Source organism: Sphingobacterium sp. InxBP1, from assembly GCF_026191775.1.
Classification (GTDB): domain Bacteria; phylum Bacteroidota; class Bacteroidia; order Sphingobacteriales; family Sphingobacteriaceae; genus Sphingobacterium; species Sphingobacterium thalpophilum.
Map to the genome: position 1 here is coordinate 374907 of NZ_JAINDX010000049.1, position 17284 is coordinate 392190.

General features: G+C 37.6%; 20 protein-coding genes. 12 read left to right on the forward strand and 8 right to left on the reverse strand.

Annotation, left to right across the window (positions count from 1 at the left end):
- The first annotated feature begins 60 nt into the window (after nt 1–60).
- Nucleotides 61–1236, forward strand: coding sequence for a TlpA disulfide reductase family protein (locus K7A41_RS21625; protein ID WP_265715498.1), 1176 nt, complete (start codon nt 61–63; stop codon nt 1234–1236).
- Nucleotides 1237–1366: 130 nt separating this feature from the next.
- Here the strand turns inward: K7A41_RS21625 and K7A41_RS21630 are convergent, their stop codons facing one another.
- Nucleotides 1367–2485 (reverse strand): DUF4932 domain-containing protein, encoded by a 1119-nt coding sequence (locus tag K7A41_RS21630; RefSeq protein ID WP_265715500.1) that lies wholly within the window; start codon nt 2483–2485, stop codon nt 1367–1369.
- A gap of 714 nt (nt 2486–3199) precedes the next feature.
- On the opposite strand from K7A41_RS21630, the gene K7A41_RS21635 reads away from it, so the two are divergent.
- The 4 genes from K7A41_RS21635 (at nt 3200) to K7A41_RS21650 (ending at nt 6290) form a co-directional block, all read left to right on the forward strand.
- Nucleotides 3200–3781, forward strand: coding sequence for a Crp/Fnr family transcriptional regulator (locus K7A41_RS21635; protein ID WP_265715501.1), 582 nt, complete (start codon nt 3200–3202; stop codon nt 3779–3781).
- 66 nt (nt 3782–3847) lie between these two features.
- Nucleotides 3848–4534: a CPBP family intramembrane glutamic endopeptidase gene (locus K7A41_RS21640; protein ID WP_265715502.1), complete on the forward strand. Its 687-nt coding sequence runs from the start codon at nt 3848–3850 to the stop codon at nt 4532–4534.
- 17 nt (nt 4535–4551) lie between these two features.
- Nucleotides 4552–6066: a serine hydrolase gene (locus tag K7A41_RS21645; RefSeq protein WP_265715503.1), complete on the forward strand. Its 1515-nt coding sequence runs from the start codon at nt 4552–4554 to the stop codon at nt 6064–6066.
- Between the two features lie 65 nt (nt 6067–6131).
- Nucleotides 6132–6290 (forward strand): hypothetical protein, encoded by a 159-nt coding sequence (locus K7A41_RS21650; protein WP_265715504.1) that lies wholly within the window; start codon nt 6132–6134, stop codon nt 6288–6290.
- A gap of 43 nt (nt 6291–6333) precedes the next feature.
- On the opposite strand, the gene K7A41_RS21655 is transcribed toward K7A41_RS21650, so the two are convergent.
- The 5 genes from K7A41_RS21655 to K7A41_RS21675 form a co-directional block, all read right to left on the reverse strand.
- On the reverse strand, nt 6334–7164 hold the full coding sequence (locus K7A41_RS21655) for an NAD-dependent epimerase/dehydratase family protein (RefSeq protein ID WP_265715505.1): 831 nt from the start codon (nt 7162–7164) through the stop codon (nt 6334–6336).
- Nucleotides 7165–7235: 71 nt separating this feature from the next.
- Entirely contained in the window at nt 7236–8093 is an 858-nt protein-coding gene (locus K7A41_RS21660; RefSeq protein ID WP_265715506.1) for a helix-turn-helix domain-containing protein, read from the reverse strand.
- A 754-nt stretch (nt 8094–8847) separates the two neighbouring features.
- Nucleotides 8848–9213: a nuclear transport factor 2 family protein gene (locus K7A41_RS21665; protein ID WP_265715507.1), complete on the reverse strand. Its 366-nt coding sequence runs from the start codon at nt 9211–9213 to the stop codon at nt 8848–8850.
- Between the two features lie 327 nt (nt 9214–9540).
- Nucleotides 9541–10002, reverse strand: a complete 462-nt coding sequence (locus tag K7A41_RS21670) for a VOC family protein (protein WP_265715508.1) — start codon at nt 10000–10002, stop codon at nt 9541–9543.
- Between the two features lie 262 nt (nt 10003–10264).
- Nucleotides 10265–11599, reverse strand: a complete 1335-nt coding sequence (locus K7A41_RS21675) for a hypothetical protein (RefSeq protein WP_265715509.1) — start codon at nt 11597–11599, stop codon at nt 10265–10267.
- Between the two features lie 102 nt (nt 11600–11701).
- Between K7A41_RS21675 and K7A41_RS21680 the strand changes: the two genes are divergently transcribed.
- The 4 genes from K7A41_RS21680 (at nt 11702) to K7A41_RS21690 (ending at nt 12947) form a co-directional block, all read left to right on the forward strand.
- Nucleotides 11702–11827: a hypothetical protein gene (locus K7A41_RS21680; protein WP_265715510.1), complete on the forward strand. Its 126-nt coding sequence runs from the start codon at nt 11702–11704 to the stop codon at nt 11825–11827.
- Entirely contained in the window at nt 11820–11993 is a 174-nt protein-coding gene (locus K7A41_RS23825; protein ID WP_410240412.1) for a DUF6984 family protein, read from the forward strand. Before K7A41_RS21680 ends, K7A41_RS23825 begins: the two co-directional genes overlap by 8 nt.
- Before the next feature lie 28 nt (nt 11994–12021).
- Nucleotides 12022–12393, forward strand: a complete 372-nt coding sequence (locus tag K7A41_RS21685; RefSeq protein ID WP_265715511.1) for a hypothetical protein — start codon at nt 12022–12024, stop codon at nt 12391–12393.
- Between the two features lie 98 nt (nt 12394–12491).
- Nucleotides 12492–12947 (forward strand): hypothetical protein, encoded by a 456-nt coding sequence (locus K7A41_RS21690; RefSeq protein WP_265715512.1) that lies wholly within the window; start codon nt 12492–12494, stop codon nt 12945–12947.
- Here the strand turns inward: K7A41_RS21690 and K7A41_RS21695 are convergent.
- Nucleotides 12904–13776, reverse strand: coding sequence for a TlpA family protein disulfide reductase (locus K7A41_RS21695; RefSeq protein ID WP_265715514.1), 873 nt, complete (start codon nt 13774–13776; stop codon nt 12904–12906). The two genes, K7A41_RS21690 and K7A41_RS21695, sit on opposite strands and share 44 nt — an antisense overlap.
- Before the next feature lie 17 nt (nt 13777–13793).
- Complete coding sequence (locus K7A41_RS21700) at nt 13794–14465, reverse strand: bacteriocin fulvocin C-related protein (RefSeq protein WP_265715515.1); 672 nt, start codon at nt 14463–14465, stop codon at nt 13794–13796.
- Nucleotides 14466–14616: 151 nt separating this feature from the next.
- Here K7A41_RS21700 and K7A41_RS21705 point away from each other — a divergent pair, with 151 nt between their 5' ends.
- The 3 genes from K7A41_RS21705 (at nt 14617) to K7A41_RS21715 (ending at nt 16674) form a co-directional block, all read left to right on the forward strand.
- Nucleotides 14617–14898, forward strand: coding sequence for an integrase core domain-containing protein (locus K7A41_RS21705; RefSeq protein ID WP_265715516.1), 282 nt, complete (start codon nt 14617–14619; stop codon nt 14896–14898).
- A gap of 215 nt (nt 14899–15113) precedes the next feature.
- The gene (locus K7A41_RS21710; RefSeq protein ID WP_265715517.1) at nt 15114–15407 is read left to right on the forward strand and encodes a hypothetical protein; all 294 of its coding nucleotides are present in this window, start codon (nt 15114–15116) and stop codon (nt 15405–15407) included.
- A 154-nt stretch (nt 15408–15561) separates the two neighbouring features.
- Nucleotides 15562–16674 (forward strand): hypothetical protein, encoded by a 1113-nt coding sequence (locus K7A41_RS21715; RefSeq protein WP_265715518.1) that lies wholly within the window; start codon nt 15562–15564, stop codon nt 16672–16674.
- Nucleotides 16675–17284 lie beyond the last annotated feature (610 nt).

A 17284-nucleotide genomic window follows, 5' to 3' on the forward strand; every position in this document is an offset into this window, starting at 1 on the left:
AGCGGCTGAAAATTGTAAGTAAAAATAATAATAGATAACATCATCATTCATAATACGTATATGAAAATAAAAATATTGTTAATCCAGATCGTACTTTTATTACCCTTTTTGGGTTTCGCTCAAAAGGAAAAAAAAGATCGTTATGTCATTCATGGACAAATTGATCGTATGCCGCAGGGCAAGCAATATGTTTATCTGTCTTCTGTAGTCAGAGATCACGAGTTGCATACCGATTCAGTACTCATGAAAGACGGTAAGTTTACATTCAGAGGCAGGGTGGACGAGCCTTGTATGGTAAACATATATATCATTGTACCTGGACGTAAATACCCAGCTACAATGAAGTTATTTTTAGAGAATGCCAAGATTAACTTGCGTGCAACTTGGGACAAGTCTACCCATGATTATGTAAAAAATTTGAAAATAACAGGTTCTAAAGTACATGAAGAAAATGAGGATCTGTTTGAAGGTGCTATGAAACGATCCGGAAGAGATCAAATTAGAGAAGCCTATATAGAAGCCGAAAAACGCCGCGATACCGCTCAGATGCGGGCTTTAACAAATGCAAATAGGAATGCGCTGGAACTTTATACAAAAGATATTAACGATTGGATAGCAGCAAATCCGAACAGTTTTGCGACGTTGCGATATAAGAGCATGATTATTCCTACGGATGAAGCTGGATTGAATAAGTTTGAAGCTGAACTGGGCCGAATGGATCCGGTTCTCCGTTCATCTTTCCTTGCACAGACCATCTATGCCGAAATTAATGAACAACGTAGTCGGTTGAAAATAGCACCGGGAACGATGGCCATTGATTTCGTACAGCCTGACAAAGATGGACAGCTAGTACGCCTTTCCGACTACCGGGGAAAGTACGTATTTGTTGATTTTTGGGCGAGTTGGTGTGTACCCTGTCGCGCCGAAAATCCACATGTCCTAAAGGCCTATAACGATTTTCATAAAAAAGGTCTTGAAATACTATCTGTTTCTGTAGATGAAAAGCGGGAAGCGTGGTTAAAGGCGATTGAACAAGATCATTTGCCTTGGACGCAAGTTTCGGATTTAAAAGGCTGGGAAAATTCTGCCAGCCGATCATATTTAATCAAGGCAATACCCGCTAATTTTTTGATCGATCCTTCCGGAAAAATAATAGCATCCGGGCTTCGGGGTGACAACCTCCATAAAGAACTGGAACGTGTATTCAGAAATATCCAGATACAACAGGTTAAATAATTTCAACCTTTTTCATGCTAGTTTAGCGGGTTGATCAACTCTTTCAAAAAAAGAGATTTAGGGAAGCGAGCCTACTGAACCAGGGACTTATCGACTCCCCAAATCTCTTTTTTGTTGGTAAATTACCTGATTACTCGGTAAACTTGTTCAAAAGTTGGACATACAGATCGTCAATTTTTTTATCGGGATGTTCTGCGCGCACTTTCAGCAGATTTTCAGTAAAAACCTGCATTTTTGTAAAACCCCTGCTAGTCATTTGCAGGGTGATATCATTATTCACCTTGTCAGTGGTAGTTTGATCGTAGTGGTCTTTACAGTATAGGACAAAAACACCATAAGTCATGTATTCATTAAAAACATTGACAGGATTCGGATAGGCGGCCGTTCCTCTGGCCTGGGTATCCACCCATTTTTTTCGGTCAGCAAAAATCTTGTTGATCAGGTCTTTGTTCGCATCCGTCGGGGCGCCGACATAATTGTGGTCGATTTCCGTGAACATTACCCTTGTGTTCAACAATTCATTTTCGAGCGGCGTAAGGTCGGGATTATTATCAACTGGGGGAAGACTCATGTGGATCAGCGTAAAATTGTTATTCTTGAACTGCCCTGTAAAGTTATATCCGTTGATCAAAGGGGAGCAAAAAATAATGTAACTGTCTTTTTTGGTCACAAAATTCTCTTCCAGCCATTTCCACTGTTTGCCCAAGTTTGCTTTCTGTTGATATTCAGCAATAATTCCGGCGTAAAACTTCTTGTGATCTGCATAGAATTTTCTGAATTTCGACTTTTTTGCGAAATCTTCTATTTCCTTTTTATATGTTGTAATTGGGTTTTGCTGAATTTTAACGTTTGCTACTCCGTTTGCGGGAAAATCGAAGATCTCACTCTTAACCAGTCTGTCGCCTTTAAAGTCGTACGAGATCGCATTTCCGGTCAGAAAAACATAGCTATACATTGAGGAGACCAACACCGAATCTAACGTTCTGATGATCTTCTCATGCTCAAAAGGTTCAAAATATGCACGCACGTCTTTGTAATATTGTCCTTTCTGTTCGATCATGTCATCATTCTCTTTCCCCGAAGCTGTGATTGCAATCATGATATGCATCAGTTCCTTGACCTCATTGATTTCTATTTTGTATTTTCCGCGGTTTTCCTGTTGAAATTTCTCCGTAAAATTTACCTTTTCCTGGGCAAAGCCGCTGAAGGAAAGCAGAGTAAAAAATGTTGCTACTAATTTTTTCTTCATGTTTATTTAAGTATTATCTTTTTTGTGTTTCATTTTTTTTAAAATGCTTTTTGCGGTAAGCAGTAGATGAGGAAACGATCTTGATCTTTGTGCGTAGTTCAGTACCTGTAATAACGTCTTGATTTCAAAGGATTTACTTTTTGGGTTGCCTGTGATGCCATGTTACTTGTATGTTTATACGGATTATTTACCGGCGAACAACTGCAAAGACAACACAGGAGGATACTTATGATTTCTGTAGGTTTCCGCATTATTTTGATACTTTACATCAATAGTATATTGTCTATACGACTGGCTTATGTACGATAGTCAGTGTGCCTAAATTTAAAAAATAATCTGTTTTTTTTAAAAATTTCTTTTGGACAAAGGGCAATGGTTTCAGGCTTCTAAATTAAATGAAGCGCATGGAAAACAATAGGATAACTCTAAAAATTTTAGGAGACACTTTCATTTTCTTCTTAAAGAATTTGCCAAAAAAAGACTGATCACTGAAACTAAGTTCCGCTGCAATCTGGGGAATGGAAAGGTCACGTAAAATATGTCCATCATTTTGTACATGTCTGGAGGTCCGGTTTTTCGCAATAGATAAGCACCTCGGGCTATGTTCGCTACGGTTGGAAGCTTTAATTATTATTATTACGACTATATTGCCATGTATTAAGGTTACTTTCTTATATTTGAAATAATTAACGGCCATTATCGTAAATTCTGCCAATGCCTACACCACAAGATATCCAACAGGTTTTTTCTCCCTTTTATGAAGCTGAGCTCTATATCTGGGAGCGTTTTTCGGAAAAAATAACGGTCAGAGAATTTCAGAAAAATGAAATAATAAAAGACTATCAGAGTGTAGAAAAATATTTGAATATTGTAGCCAAAGGTTCTGTTGGTCTATTTGTCTGGAACGGGAAAAAAGATATCTGCATCAACTTGTTGTATGAAAACAATTTTATGAGCGATTATCTTTCTTTCCTCAGGCAGCAACCTTCCGCTATTAAAACACAGGCATTGGAAGACTGTACTTTATGGTCGATCAGCTATCCTGATCTCAATGAGCTTTATGCTCGTAATGAAACAGGATTACGGATCGGAAAAGCGGTTTCCGAAATATTATTCCTAAGAAAGCAACAGGATCAGATCGACCTTTTGACACTTAGTCCGGAAGATCGTTATCTCAATCTGATCAGCCAGCGTCCTGAAATTTTCCAGCGTACGCCGCTCAAAATAATCGCTTCTTACCTGGGATTAACTGCGGAAAGCCTAAGCCGCCTCAGAAAAAGAGTTACCGGGAAATAAAACTTACCCATCGTCAAGTGGATTTCACTTTCAGCTCACTAATTTTGGATGATCTAATTCAAAAATATGAAAGAAAGAAAAGGACTTGTGAGCATTATCGTTTTTTATACTATTGCCGTTCTGTTTCGCTTTTTGGCGGTGAAAACCCATCTGTTTGATTTTAGTGACAATGAATTTATAAAAATTTTACTCCGGGGAATTGGTCCTGCTATTGGTGCACTGGTTTCGCTTAGATGGTTTAATATTCCTTTCAGGCTTTCCCTGAAAGGAAATTACCGAAATTTGTTTTTGCCTTTGCTCGTTTTCTGGATCTTGCCGGTCGCTCTCATTGGGACAGTCAGCTATCTGCAGCAGGGACAATTTCCCTTTGTACTGCTTTTCACGGTTCTGGTCTATGGCTTATTGGAAGAGGTCGGTTGGCGCGGATTTTTGCAGGAACAATTAAAAGATCTACCAAAATCTCAAAGCATCATCATTATTGCTGTTTTGTGGTTTATCTGGCATCTGAATTTAGAATTCATTGCTTCCAATATGATTTTTCTCGGCATCTTGTTTTTAGGCACCTGGGGAATTGGTAAAGTCTACAGTAAGACCTATTCATTACTGGCTGTAGCCGGATTTCATTCGCTCAATAACTTTTTCAGACAGGGCCTTCATCAGACAGAATTGATCTTAATTTGGGTATTGCTTGTCATTTGGATAGGCTTTATTATTCGCTATGATTCTTATCAAAAATATCAGGATATACAATAATACAACATACTGTGGATATGCATAAAAAACTGTTTTTAACCGGCGTCCTTCTTTTTTTATTGGTAAAAACTTTTGGGCAATCAAAAGAAAAAATAATTGATGATTATTTCGATGCATTGGTCAAAAACCAACAATTCAGCGGTAATGTTTTAGTAGTTGATGACAACAAGATTGTGTATGAAAGATCGTTCGGGTTTGCAGATCACATCAGCAAAGCGCCAAATACACCTGACATTACTTTTCCCATTGCCAGTATCTCAAAAATATTTACAGCAACGGCTATTCTTCAGCTCAAGGAGAAGGGCTCGCTGAATATAACAGATCCCGTTACGAAGTATCTGCCGGGGTTTCCTTATCCGGAAATAAAGATCACGCATTTGCTTTCGCATACCTCTGGACTTCCGCCTTACAATGCTTTTTTTGACAAAGAGAAAAAAGAAAATCCGGATAAAGTTTTCACCAACGAAGACTTTCTTCCGGGAGTTATTGCAAACAGACAACCGCTTGTGTATCAACCGGGCGAAAAAGGAAATTATGATAATATCAATTACCTTATCCTGGCTCTGATTGTTGAAAAGGTCTCGAGAATGTCCTATGAAAAATACATTGAAAGTAATATCCTTAGACCGGCGGGGATGAAAGAAACCGTGCTTTTTCCCTTACCGGAGCAATTCAACAGAGCCGACATAAAAAATTTTGCATTTCCTCACGTCTATCTTCATTTTTATGACGATAAGCCTGTTAAATCCAGTTCAATCCCTTATGTGAGACAATACTGGCGTTCTTATGGGTTTAGAGGATTTGCTGATTATGTAAGTACGATCCGGGACCTTTGGAAATTTGACAAAGCGCTTTATAATAACACTTTGCTAAAACCAGAGACTCTGGAAGAAGCATTTGTTCCGGTAAAATTAAATAACGGCGAAAATAATCCCGATGAATTCGGATTAGGCTGGGAAATAGAAAAAGATTCGACAATGGGAAAATTGGTGTACCACAGTGGGGCAGCGATGGGTTTGAGTTCCAATATTCTCAGAAACATCACCAAACATCAAACCGTTATCCTGTTTGATAATGCTCATTTCAATGCCCACGAAAATGCTACAAAGGTGATGATGCTTTTAAACGACAAAAAGGTGGATACACCCAAAAAGAGTATTGCCAAAATTTATGGAAACATTTTACTCAACATTGGCACAACAGAAGCAAGGGTGACCTTGGAAAGCTTAAGAAAAGATACGCTTAATTATTACCTGACTGAGCATGAAATGAATACACTGGGGTATGATTTTATGGGGAATACTAATCCTTATCATTTGCCGGAGACCCATTTCTACAACCAGGCTGTTGAGACATTAAAAACGAATGTCGAACTGTTTCCCAACAGCTGGAACGCCTATGATAGTTATGCGGAAGCACTTCTGGCAAACGGAGAAAAACAAGAAGCCATCAAAATGTATCGAAAGTCGATAGAACTCAATCCTGATAACGAAAATGGAAAAAAAGTGTTGAAAGGACTTTTGGAACATTAGAAAATCTGTGATCTTTTTTTTTCGGCTAAAATTCCTATGATTAGGGTGTATCCGTAGGATATAATATGCAGGTGGATAAAGATATGCATGAATTCCAGATGTTGCTGGATGGTATGATGCAGAAACTTATAAAGAAAGACGGTAAGTGGCCATTTCAGCATGATGAAGACCAGGATCTGGCGGCAGCTATCTGGCGCCAGATCGCACTTCGGTACAGGTTTTAAGGCAACAGCGGAATGTATGCGGTATCGTATGACGTCGTGGCTTCTACAACAAATTTTCACGGGCTGCCTGATATACAGTCCCTATTGAGGGTATAAAGCCAAGACTGCGGGCAAGACTTGCATCGGAATGTAGATACCAGGGATTTTCAAGCGGATCTGCTGATGGATCCATCTTTTCTCCGACTAGCTGTAAAAGTTGATAAAGGGAGGTTGGACCATCATCAGAAATATTGACAATGCGTCGGTCCATAAGACCTTCCAAGGCCATTTTTACAGCGAGGGCAAGATCGCGGTGATGTATTGTGCTAATTTTCATGGCAGGATGCCATCCCGCAGCTTTTACATGCTTTGGTAACATTTGCAAGTGTCCATCACCATCTCCATATACAAATGGAAATCGCAGCACGGACCAGTTCAATCCAGACTCCCTGAGCACATTTTCAGCTGCAACTTTACTGGCTGGATAGGCGTGTTCAGGTGCTACGATGTCTTCTTCGGTTCCCGGATTGGGTGTATCGGGGCTGTAGACATGTGAAGTACTCGCCATTATAAAGCGTACACCTGGAGAATGGCTCTTTGCAGCATCGATAAGATTTCGAGTTCCTTCTAAATTACTTTTCAGTATCAGATTGGTGTCCTCGGAACGAAACACAGCCGCCAGATGAATGATTGCAGTCTTTCCGTCGACAGCCTTTATTAGCGAGGGTATATCAAATAGATCGCCCTCCAAGGTCTTGCTGCCCTCAGGTGCGCTTTTGCTGCCCCGCACCAATGCCGTGCAGTCATAACCGGCCTCAACAAGTCTTGGTAAAAGCCGTGACCCTACAAGACCGGTCGCACCGGTCACTAATATTTTTTCCGTTTTTCTGTCCATAATATTTCTAATTATATATGAACAAAGATCGGTAGCGCATTTATAAGGAGATAGGATTAAAAGCGATATCTTCAGGACAAATCCTGAAAAAACTGCAGGACAGTTTTGCCTGTTGCTTTTTTGAAGAGGCGGGAAAAATAAGCAGGATCGTTGAAGCCTAATTCAAAAGCCAGTTCCTTTACAGACAACCTTTTCCCGTAGTATAGATGACGTCTGGCTTCCTGTATCAACCTCTCCATCATATATTCTTTAGGAGAAAGACCTGAATGCTGTTTTACAATCTGGTACAGACTGTCAGTGCTCATCGCAAGCTTTTCTGCTATTTCTTTGATGCTCGGATGGGCAGTAAGATTGTTTTCGACGAAAATTTTAAACTCAGTAAATTTTGAACGTGTTGTGTCTGTAGGCTTGCTATGCCCCAAAAAATAGGAAATATCGACTTCCATCAAAAGACAGTTAAGATGCGCAAGTATAAGCCTAGGATCGGCATCAGGGTGTTTTAGCAAAGACAACAGTATTTTAAAGATGGCCGTCAGCCTGATAGCCGCTTCACCGGTAAAGAGTATCTTTCGTTTGTTTAACGGATTAAGCAAAAAAGGGTATTGCCTTGGAAGGAGCGAAAGACATTCATTATCAAATCCCAGTTTATAATAGTCTCTACTGTGCATCGATGGTGATTGCTGGGCCTGGTACGGAAGGGAGAAGAACAGCTCTCCTTTATTTACGGTTACCTCCTCCAGATCAACACTATACCGTGTAGAGCCATCGAGTACAAACAGAAAAAAATAGTAGGGAAGCCGTTGGGTCATTCCGTATTTTTTTACTTCATCTGCACCCAGATGTCCAAAATTTGGGGCTACGATGCGAATTGGTAGCTTATTATTTTGACTGAAATTTTCAGGTAAGGTTATTTTGTCAGCTTTATGCATCTCTTTGCCGTTTATTATATAAAATTAGTATTTTTTTGAATTAGCCGTATGCTCAACGACAGGGTACTTCCCATCTATGAACAATGTGATATCCAGCCGATGCGTATCCTAACGGACAGGCGAGCCGAGTGCTGTAAGGCAAGGTAGCACCATGAGTTGTGGCTGTAGCTAAACTTGAAAATCTAAAAAAAATCTAGATTTATGTGTTAAATTTTAATTTTTACAGGTATAAGGTCATGTTTTGATGGGTATTATCTTTTTTTATAGAGGTTATTTTGTAGTTTTTATTATTTTTATTGTTTATTTGTGATTTTTTAATTTTTATTTAGCGCATTTCTTTCTATTTGTTTTGTTAATATGTGTTTTTATTAAGTTTTTTTGTGTTATTTTTGGTTTAGATGTATTTTAATCGTATTTTTGGAATACCTTATTAGGTTTATAATTGGTTATTTAAGGTTTTCATTCTCCCCGTTTGAAAACCTTTTTTTTGTTTTATGTTGTTTTTTGTGATTTACATTATTAACTACGTTTTTTTTTGTTGTAAGTATGGTTTCTAATAGGTTTTCCATTCTTTTGAGCACATCAGCGACAATTGACCATGTTGACCTTCCACAGTTACATGTAGAGTCTAGACCAGACGACTTTCAATTTTTAAACTATTCGCTTGATGAGTTGGGGCGAAACTATATTATTCAGGTACTAAGATGCTGTTCGGGGAAGGTTTTCCACCTTGGCTGTAAACGAAATAAATACACTAAATAGCCATTCCGCTTCCGCCAACTACTTTTAGGCCTTCAGGAAACTTTTTCCAAAAACGGATATATCTATAATTAGCTTCAAAAGGCTCACTATTATAATTTCCTTTTAACCCCATCTGCAAAGTAATGACAGCCAAATCCTCTATGATATTCAGTTGTTCTACTTTAGGAATGAGTTCCTCGATTTTTAAATTTCCTTCGCGGTAGGTTTGCAAATCTATTTCCTTAGTTATTGTCTGACCACTGGGAAGTACAAAAAGTAAATCAGCATGCAATAGGTTGTCGAGTATTTCCGTATCATTATTTTTGATAGCCCCGTAAAGTGTGTTTTCGAGATTTAAAATTTCATCCTTTGTTATCATTTCTTAGTCATTATTAATATTAATTAAACTTGTTCTTGTGTTGATTTCCTGTCGTAGGTGTTGTATAATTTTCAGGAATTTCCTGTCCCGGAACTGTAATAAAGTCACCTCTCTTAAATGACCCTGTCTGCAGACAATAAGTCAACAATTGATATTCCGGTATATTGATGTCATGGAATCGTTTAAAAAAGTCATATCTCTCTATAGTATAGTATCGGGCTCAGTTTTCAAACTCAGACAAAGTTGCTTTTGTATCTAATATAAAAATCTATTTCGATAATAACGAAATATAAATATCTCCCGAGGGTACCTTTATGGGACAGTGTCTTAGAAATCGGCAATAATGATCTTTTTCATTCCCATCATTTTTTTGAATGCGCCGGGTCTTTTGTTGAGTTCCTCCCAATTTTCAGGACAAACCTGCCAGCTTAACCCATATTTGTCTTTCAGCCATCCACAGACGCTCTCTTGTCCTCCATCCGATGTAAGTGCTTCCCAATAGTAGTCTATTTCAGCTTGGTCTTTACAGGGGATCATCAGCGAAATGGCCTCGTTAAATTTGAATACTGGTCCGGCATTGATCCCGATGAAACGCATTCCCAGAATCTCGAATTCTACGGTCAGCACTTTTCCGGCAAAATCCTTCTGGAAATCCGCCAGTCCTTCGTTTTCTGAATTTGGGTAATACGTAATATTGATGATCTTGCCATCTTTGAAAACCGATAAGTAATACTCTGCGGCTTCCTGTGCGTTGCTGTCAAACCATAGGTTTGGAATTATCTTTTGCATAGCTTTATATTTTTTGGTTATTTTTTTCTTTATTGGCTGACCTTACGATTGATGCACTTCTATTTCATTCTTACCTGAATTTTAATCATTTGCAGTCTTACGAATCTAACAGAATTGTTCTTCGATCGACTTGGCATAGGATAAGAAATAGAACTGCAGATAGAATGCATAGCATCTTGTTTGTATTCTGAGCCATTTATTAAGGGCAAAAAACAAATAAAAAGAGCGGTCGACAATGAGGATGAAAAAGCGATGATAATCTCTATAACAACAGTGCGAGATTAAAATACACATCTGTATAACGCATAAAATCTTCATAGCTGACACCAAGCGACAATCCCTTTACAAAAAATCTAGTGTTAAAATAGATAGACTTTGACAGGTCGATTTTATAATTCGTCTGACCTTCAAATAAGGAAGCCGATAATCCGGTATTGATATTAGGCTTTGTAAACCATTTTGATGCAGAGAGGTAGATAGCGCCTACATTACCTTCATTCCTCAGATAATCTATACCGCCGCCAACGTTAAAATTGTTTCTAAGCTGCAATCCATACATGAGTTGATGGTTTTCAAACTTTTCGTTAGCATTTCTTATATTGATCTTTCTCTTCTGATACCTATAGGCGATATAATCAGAGAGAGTAGCCTTATCATACAAGATTTTAGCCTTAGCTAGGACGGCGTTCAAATGGTAAAATCCATTCGTATTGAAATTATATTGCAGCGATGCTCCCATGTTTACTTTTGTTCCTCCTATATATCCTGTATTATAACCGGTATAAAAACCATAGGGCATTTTTGTCGCGGCACTATAGCCTGCCCAAAAGCTGTTCGAAACATAACACGTGAATGCTAATCCGCCAGTATGATAACACCCTTTACGAGGTAAGGTGTTTTTGAACGACTGGAAGGATTCTTCTAGTTTTAGCGTATCCGATAAGCTATTCACGAAATCCGAAATTGCTCTTGCTTCCGGCAGCCCATCTTGAATGGAGGGTGTCCAATAGCTTTTTGTACTGTAATTCTCTTTGTCTGATTGTTCTATAGTATAGGTTATACCGTCAACCCCCTCGCTCCATCCTTTTATTTTTTCGGCTGTAGGTATATTTAGCAACTTAAGATTCAGAAAAAGTTCATAAGCGGTCTTTGCCTGACCAGGCGAAAGGGAAGTTTTTTTGAATAAGGTATCTGTTCTGTAATCAGCAGATTTTTTTTGATGATATATATAGTTCGTTACTGTACCTATAATGCGCGTACTGTCTGCAGTGATATCAACTGTCTGTCCGCGACCCCAAAATCTAAATGCAAATTCATGATTGGATTGTCTTAGATCTGAAAGTATTAATTTCTTTGACAGCGATTCTTGCTGAATATCAATTGTAGCTGTATTACCCTGTATCTTTTTAGATTGTGGATATACTTGCTGTAGCTTCAGTAGAAAATATACCAATAAAATCGCTGTTCGAATTTGAATCATATCAAAATTTTTCGCTGTACCGTTGTCCACCGTCGGAGCCCATAAGTCTGCCTCTTCAAAACCAGTCGGAATACGATAATGTCTGGATCCTCTATTTATATTGTGTATGCTCATCATAAAAGGCTTGGCAAATAAATATAGCAAAAGTTTGATTTGTTTAAGTGATTATTGATCTTTATATAGATCAATCTTTGATAAGCCAATAGAACTATGCGAAATATGAAAAGAAGACTTAGCTGTGCAGAAATAAAGCTGATTTCCTATTTGGTGCAGGATACACCAGAGGGACCCCTTATTACAGCTTCGTTGGAAGACCTGTTTATTGAAGAAATGGAAGATGGTTAGCCTCCATGTAATTATAGAAGGAGAGGATCACAGGCGTCCAGGTGGTGTGCTAGCCGATATGAATGCTCATGATGTTGATGGAATGTATCTGCTTATCTCTGTTATAGTGGATACTGATGATAATTTTTATGAATTAGATATTTTAAAGGTGATTTTTCTCCTTTGATAAAGATTCCGGATGTATAAATAAATTTATGATGCGGTATTTGAACGAAGATGAAATTCAATCCAGATTGAGACTCGGAAAATCAGTGGAGCAATGGTTGGGTGTTGTTCAGGAAGCAGATTATACCATACTCAGATGGATAAGCATTTATAAAGAAACCAATAGAAGCTTTTCTGTAGCCTATTTCGAATCCTTTGATGAGGGAAACGAAGATTTCTTGGACATCTATTCGTTTTCATTGGTTGATCCAGATGAGCCATTTGGTGTGATACATATTTTTTCTTCAGTTGCTGATGCGTTAGAATTTGCAGAGACGACCTACAAAGTGTCTCCTCATAAATATACTGCTTCAGGAATGCTTCAGGAAGAGTATTGGGATTATATATGTAGACATACATAAGATTCTGCAAAAACTACGTCTTTTAGAATATACGCACGTTTTGTTTTAAGCCTAGAAAATGTTACTATTGTGTTTTGTCACTTTTGGTTTAAAGAATCATGTATAGACCTTTCGTATGTGTCCTGTTGATTGTCATATCGGTTATCCTATGTAAAGCAGGAACCGGACAGGATACGTCGTTGATACAACTGCTGCAGATGATCGACAAAAAGGAAGAGTTTATGGCCATCAAAGAAGTGAGAATAGACGACTTGGTACGACGGCTTCAGAAATCAACAAATAACACTTCCGCACAATACGAATTAAACAAGCTTCTTTACCAAGAATATGCTTCCTATAAACTAGATTCTGCGATTATATATGCTAGGGGAAATGTAAAATTAGCAGAAAGGAGTGGCGATTCCTTCCAAATCAATGAAAGTAATCTGGATCTTGCTTCATTTTACTTCACAGCAGGTATGTATATTGACGCCTATAAAATATTGGTCACTGCAGATAAGAACAAGCTTCCTAGGGAACTATTAATTGTTTCCTTAACTCAGCATATTCTTTGAGAGCTCCATCGGGTATACCTTTTTCCCTTGCAATCAGTTCTCTATTTCGTATAAGTATTTCCGTAGGGTAGCTATCGATATTGAATTGTTCGGTGAATCTTCCATCTGGATCGTATAGAAAATTAATTCCTTGCAAAGCTTGGTTATGGATCGTATAATAGTTCTGGAAGGCTGTGTATGAATCTATTTTCCCGTCAACGATAACATAAATAGACAGATCAAGGTTTTTGATTGCCTGTAAATATGTTAATTTTTTAAGGCATGGCTCACAGGAAGTAAACATAAAGTCCAATAGTACAGGGCGCTCAAGATGAATGTTTACAGAATCTTTTTGAACGGAAACAAAAGGGTATAACGTAATACTATTCAAGCTTAATGAAGTTTCAACAATTTCTTTTCGGACGATCAATTTTGGGTAAATTCCAAAAGAATAGATTAGAATGATAAAGGAGCTGATCAATATCATGATCATCCTTTTTTTGGGAATTATTATAAGGATAGCGAATGCGAGAAAAAAAAGAATTGTTATAACCGGAAAAACAAACGGTACTAGGCCATCAAAATTCACACAAAGCCCAAAAACTGTTAAAAATAAAATTGGTAATACTATTAGTATTTTGTTTTTTTTAATAGGCATTACTCGGTTTATTAAAAATAAACCGAGTAGAAACAAAGAAAAAATGGGTAAGTATTTAAATCTGACATCGGCCTGAAAATATCCGCTCCTAAGTATAAACATTGGGAGAACCATTACATAAATACAATGTATTACATACGATAAAATTTTACCCGCTTTGCTCATAAGCCTTTGTTTTGTTAGAGTTTTCATTCCGAATATTCTATTATCTACTGAGGAGGATTAGGAGGATTAGTTCTCTCTATCTCACACGCACCGTCACAGGGTCTTAACCAAAAAGACCCACAGCCAGTCTGGTTATTAGCGCAGCTGTTTTTGCTTTTGCATTTAGCTTCGGGACCTGCACAGTCTTTAATAACAATTCCCTGTCCACCAGTGTAGCATTCACAGTCAAACCCAGCGACAGCATTCGCCAACGATGATACGGATTGCTGAGCTAAATACTTTTCAAGATCAGTTTCTAGAGAATACAAAAGGAATTTATAAATGTTATTATTCCATTTGAACTGATTAGAGGTTTCTAAATACCATTTAGCAATGAAATTGTCAAATTCTCGCTCATGTGTAGAGATCTGATTTACAGTTTCAGAATCTAAAAAATCTTTGAGTACAGCTATTTGTTTAATTTCAGCATCTGTCTTAAAAGTAATTTTTTCTTCAATTATTTTACTGAACTTTTGTTTGAAGAGTGAGATGATTTCATTTTTATCCGTAATACCGGAAATAAAAACTTTCTGCGCTTGAGGAGAAAGGGCGAGCACATCTTTTATTTTTACTTCTGGCAAAGTTGGAGCGGGGATTTCTTCAAACTTAATTGAATCTTTACAAGACGCAAGTAGCAATCCCGCGACGACAAATAAAAATAGAATTAGATTTTTCATAATTATATCTAGTTTAAGGTTAATATTTCTAACGAATATATGTATATTTTTCTGTTTTTCAAATAATTGTATAGTTTATCATCATGCCCCCTTTGTTCTGACAAACCTAGCGTTGGGGATTGTTCAATGTGTTGTTTTAACGGAATGGAGTATGGCCAACGGCATTCAGTTTATCTACATCCAGCCGAGTAAGCCCATGCGGAACGGATTCTTAGAAAGATTGAATGGAACCTACCGTGAAAATGTGGTGGACTGTTACCTGTTTAACACCCTGGATGAATTTAGGGAAGTGACCTGGCAATGGATGGATGACTATCACAATCACAGACCGCACAACAGCCCAGGTAATATGTCGCCAACGGAATATGCTGCCTATCCGATTTTGAAAGCGACAAACAGGCGTGTTAGGCTATTTAGGTTCAGGTTAATTTGATGAGAAATTTGTAAACTTATGCAGTCTTAATTTGGGGAAGACGACAACTCTCTCAATTCTTTTTATTAACTTGAAAATTGTTTAGATTGATCATGAGGTTTAGCATGCACAATCCAAACTTTATAGAAAAAAGTCTCATGCACCAGAGGAAAAAGGTATTTTTCTTTTACAGTATTATAACGTGTCTGCTCTCGTGCAGCTCATCCAGAACTGACATGAAAAAAATAGATGATCTATGGAATAAAATAACTACGGCCACCAATTCTGACGATGAGCTTATCGAAGTGGAAGAACTATTTGATATGCTCACGCACAAACATATCTCTTTTGAAATATCTGGAACGGATTCCTCCGGAAGGGTCATTGACCTCCAGGCGGCGGAATATAATAAAATAGATACTTCCAAGTCTGTTACAATGAAGTTTTATATCACTGAAGATTCTGTTGTGGTCAAGAATAACTGGATCCCCAAGCGCTGGAATAACGTCTATTATTTTTATAACGAATAGTTTATTGGACCATGAGTAACGAAAAAAACAATTTGAATACGTAAACAAACACAGTTGCCTGAAACACATGATTATACAGACTCCGGTTTTGAAAGGTATTGGCAGAAATTTTGAGCCTCTTTTTTAAATCTAAAAAGCGTTAAAAAAATTACTAATGCAGATAGTAGATAAAATAGATCTAAAGCGTAAAATTTCAAAATCTATAATTAACGAAAGTGGCAGTACAGCTCTTGTGTTATTTGATAACTCTTCTGAATTTGCAATTATTGATATTGTAGATGATCAATTAATTCTATCTTACTACCACCAATTTGATTTTGTTATTTTAGACGCCTGTTTTTCTACAGAAAACTATGTTTGGTTTGCCCTAAACGGTACGAGGAATATTGAATGGAATATTAATACGAAAACTGTTTCAAGAACATGTGGAGACGTGGTGCAAAATAATTTGGTCCCACATTTAAGAGGCTACTCCTGTATCAGGGTTATTGTTTCAAAAAACCTTCTTATCGCGGCGAACGCTGGCTCATGCAAAATTGAATTTTATCATCTCAATTCCCTGCTCAGGCTGGATAATACCGATGCTTTATGCGAGGTCTATACGAAGAACATAGTAGTTCATCCGAGTGAGCAAATAATTGCAGCACAAATAACAGAATCAGAAGATACCGGAAGTATCCGTTTTTTCGAAATAAAAGACAACTCGGTAAAGCTTTACGGGAAATATATAGCCACATTATTTGCTCCAAGTGCCTGTAGTTTTTCGGAGAATGGCGAGGAAATTGTCACAACGGGCGGATTTCCACCTTTTAGTTATCAGGTAAATATGTTCCCTTCACTGGATTTTATTAACGAATTTACGGACGACGACGGGTTAAATATGCCTGAACCCTGGGGTAACACCAGGGGTATAACTTATAATAACGATTTTTTGATATCGTCTTCCAATCTGATCGTACCTTATTATAATGGCCATATAAATTATATCGAACAGGGAACAGGGAAAATCATTGAGTCGATCAAATGCTGCAATTCACTCTGTAATTCATTGACAAGATCGCAGAATGCTAAACTTCTATTATGTTCTGCAATAGGAGGCGAGGTTGTTTTACTTAGAAATAACAAATTGAAATTTAATATCACTACACAATTGACACCGTTTGAAGAAGCTGGCACCACCACAAACTTGTTATTGCCGTTGGTCGAGATGGAAGTTTGTACTTCTCCTTTGGATGATCCATTACAAATAACGGAAGGCACAGCTTGATAAGAATGTTCGATATAGCATATCTGAATTGCAAATGACATTTGGCATGCTTTTCTTGAGATATAGATTAGCACATCATTATGCACAGTTCTACAGGCAGCATAGATTTAAATAAAGGTGATGTGTGGAAGTATGGTGAAACTACCTCTTCAGATAGGTACACTCGAGATTTCCTAGACGGAATACAGGCTATTACAATTTTTATTTACTTTTTATGAGGATAAATATACTAAAAAAAATAGTAATACGCAAATCGATGGATATAAAAACTTAAAATGAGAACTATAATGTTCTAAATATTCTTTTGATGTCTATCGTCCACAATATCCAATCCCGTTCCGGCTTTTGTGGCACAGTCGTGAATTGGCACTATCTGTACTAGTTTACAATTTCCTTTCTTGGTTTGTAGTGGGGAAACAACCTTAAATTTCTAGAATGTTCAGTGCGTGATACGGTATGTTTCGAGGTCTTAAGTGTTATACAATCACGTACAGCATTGAATAATGTCTTCAAATGCCTCATGCGAATTTGCTGTTCACTGTGATAACGTTTATAGCCAGCAACAATCAATTTAAGTGTCCAAAAAACTATTTTCAATTACTTTATCTTA

Excerpts from the sequence above, each read along its gene's own strand:
- K7A41_RS21625 (WP_265715498.1), top strand. The coding sequence starts at position 61 with ATGAAAATAAAAATATTGTTAATCCAGATCGTACTTTTATTACCCTTT.
- K7A41_RS21630 (WP_265715500.1), bottom strand. The coding sequence starts at position 2,485 with ATGAAGAAAAAATTAGTAGCAACATTTTTTACTCTGCTTTCCTTCAGC.
- K7A41_RS21635 (WP_265715501.1), top strand. The coding sequence starts at position 3,200 with ATGCCTACACCACAAGATATCCAACAGGTTTTTTCTCCCTTTTATGAA.
- K7A41_RS21640 (WP_265715502.1), top strand. The coding sequence starts at position 3,848 with ATGAAAGAAAGAAAAGGACTTGTGAGCATTATCGTTTTTTATACTATT.
- K7A41_RS21645 (WP_265715503.1), top strand. The coding sequence starts at position 4,552 with ATGCATAAAAAACTGTTTTTAACCGGCGTCCTTCTTTTTTTATTGGTA.
- K7A41_RS21650 (WP_265715504.1), top strand. The coding sequence starts at position 6,132 with ATGCAGGTGGATAAAGATATGCATGAATTCCAGATGTTGCTGGATGGT.
- K7A41_RS21655 (WP_265715505.1), bottom strand. The coding sequence starts at position 7,164 with ATGGACAGAAAAACGGAAAAAATATTAGTGACCGGTGCGACCGGTCTT.
- K7A41_RS21660 (WP_265715506.1), bottom strand. The coding sequence starts at position 8,093 with ATGCATAAAGCTGACAAAATAACCTTACCTGAAAATTTCAGTCAAAAT.
- K7A41_RS21665 (WP_265715507.1), bottom strand. The coding sequence starts at position 9,213 with ATGATAACAAAGGATGAAATTTTAAATCTCGAAAACACACTTTACGGG.
- K7A41_RS21670 (WP_265715508.1), bottom strand. The coding sequence starts at position 10,002 with ATGCAAAAGATAATTCCAAACCTATGGTTTGACAGCAACGCACAGGAA.
- K7A41_RS21675 (WP_265715509.1), bottom strand. The coding sequence starts at position 11,599 with ATGATGAGCATACACAATATAAATAGAGGATCCAGACATTATCGTATT.
- K7A41_RS21680 (WP_265715510.1), top strand. The coding sequence starts at position 11,702 with ATGAAAAGAAGACTTAGCTGTGCAGAAATAAAGCTGATTTCCTATTTG.
- K7A41_RS23825 (WP_410240412.1), top strand. The coding sequence starts at position 11,820 with ATGGTTAGCCTCCATGTAATTATAGAAGGAGAGGATCACAGGCGTCCA.
- K7A41_RS21685 (WP_265715511.1), top strand. The coding sequence starts at position 12,022 with ATGATGCGGTATTTGAACGAAGATGAAATTCAATCCAGATTGAGACTC.
- K7A41_RS21690 (WP_265715512.1), top strand. The coding sequence starts at position 12,492 with ATGTATAGACCTTTCGTATGTGTCCTGTTGATTGTCATATCGGTTATC.
- K7A41_RS21695 (WP_265715514.1), bottom strand. The coding sequence starts at position 13,776 with ATGAAAACTCTAACAAAACAAAGGCTTATGAGCAAAGCGGGTAAAATT.
- K7A41_RS21700 (WP_265715515.1), bottom strand. The coding sequence starts at position 14,465 with ATGAAAAATCTAATTCTATTTTTATTTGTCGTCGCGGGATTGCTACTT.
- K7A41_RS21705 (WP_265715516.1), top strand. The coding sequence starts at position 14,617 with ATGGCCAACGGCATTCAGTTTATCTACATCCAGCCGAGTAAGCCCATG.
- K7A41_RS21710 (WP_265715517.1), top strand. The coding sequence starts at position 15,114 with ATGAAAAAAATAGATGATCTATGGAATAAAATAACTACGGCCACCAAT.
- K7A41_RS21715 (WP_265715518.1), top strand. The coding sequence starts at position 15,562 with ATGCAGATAGTAGATAAAATAGATCTAAAGCGTAAAATTTCAAAATCT.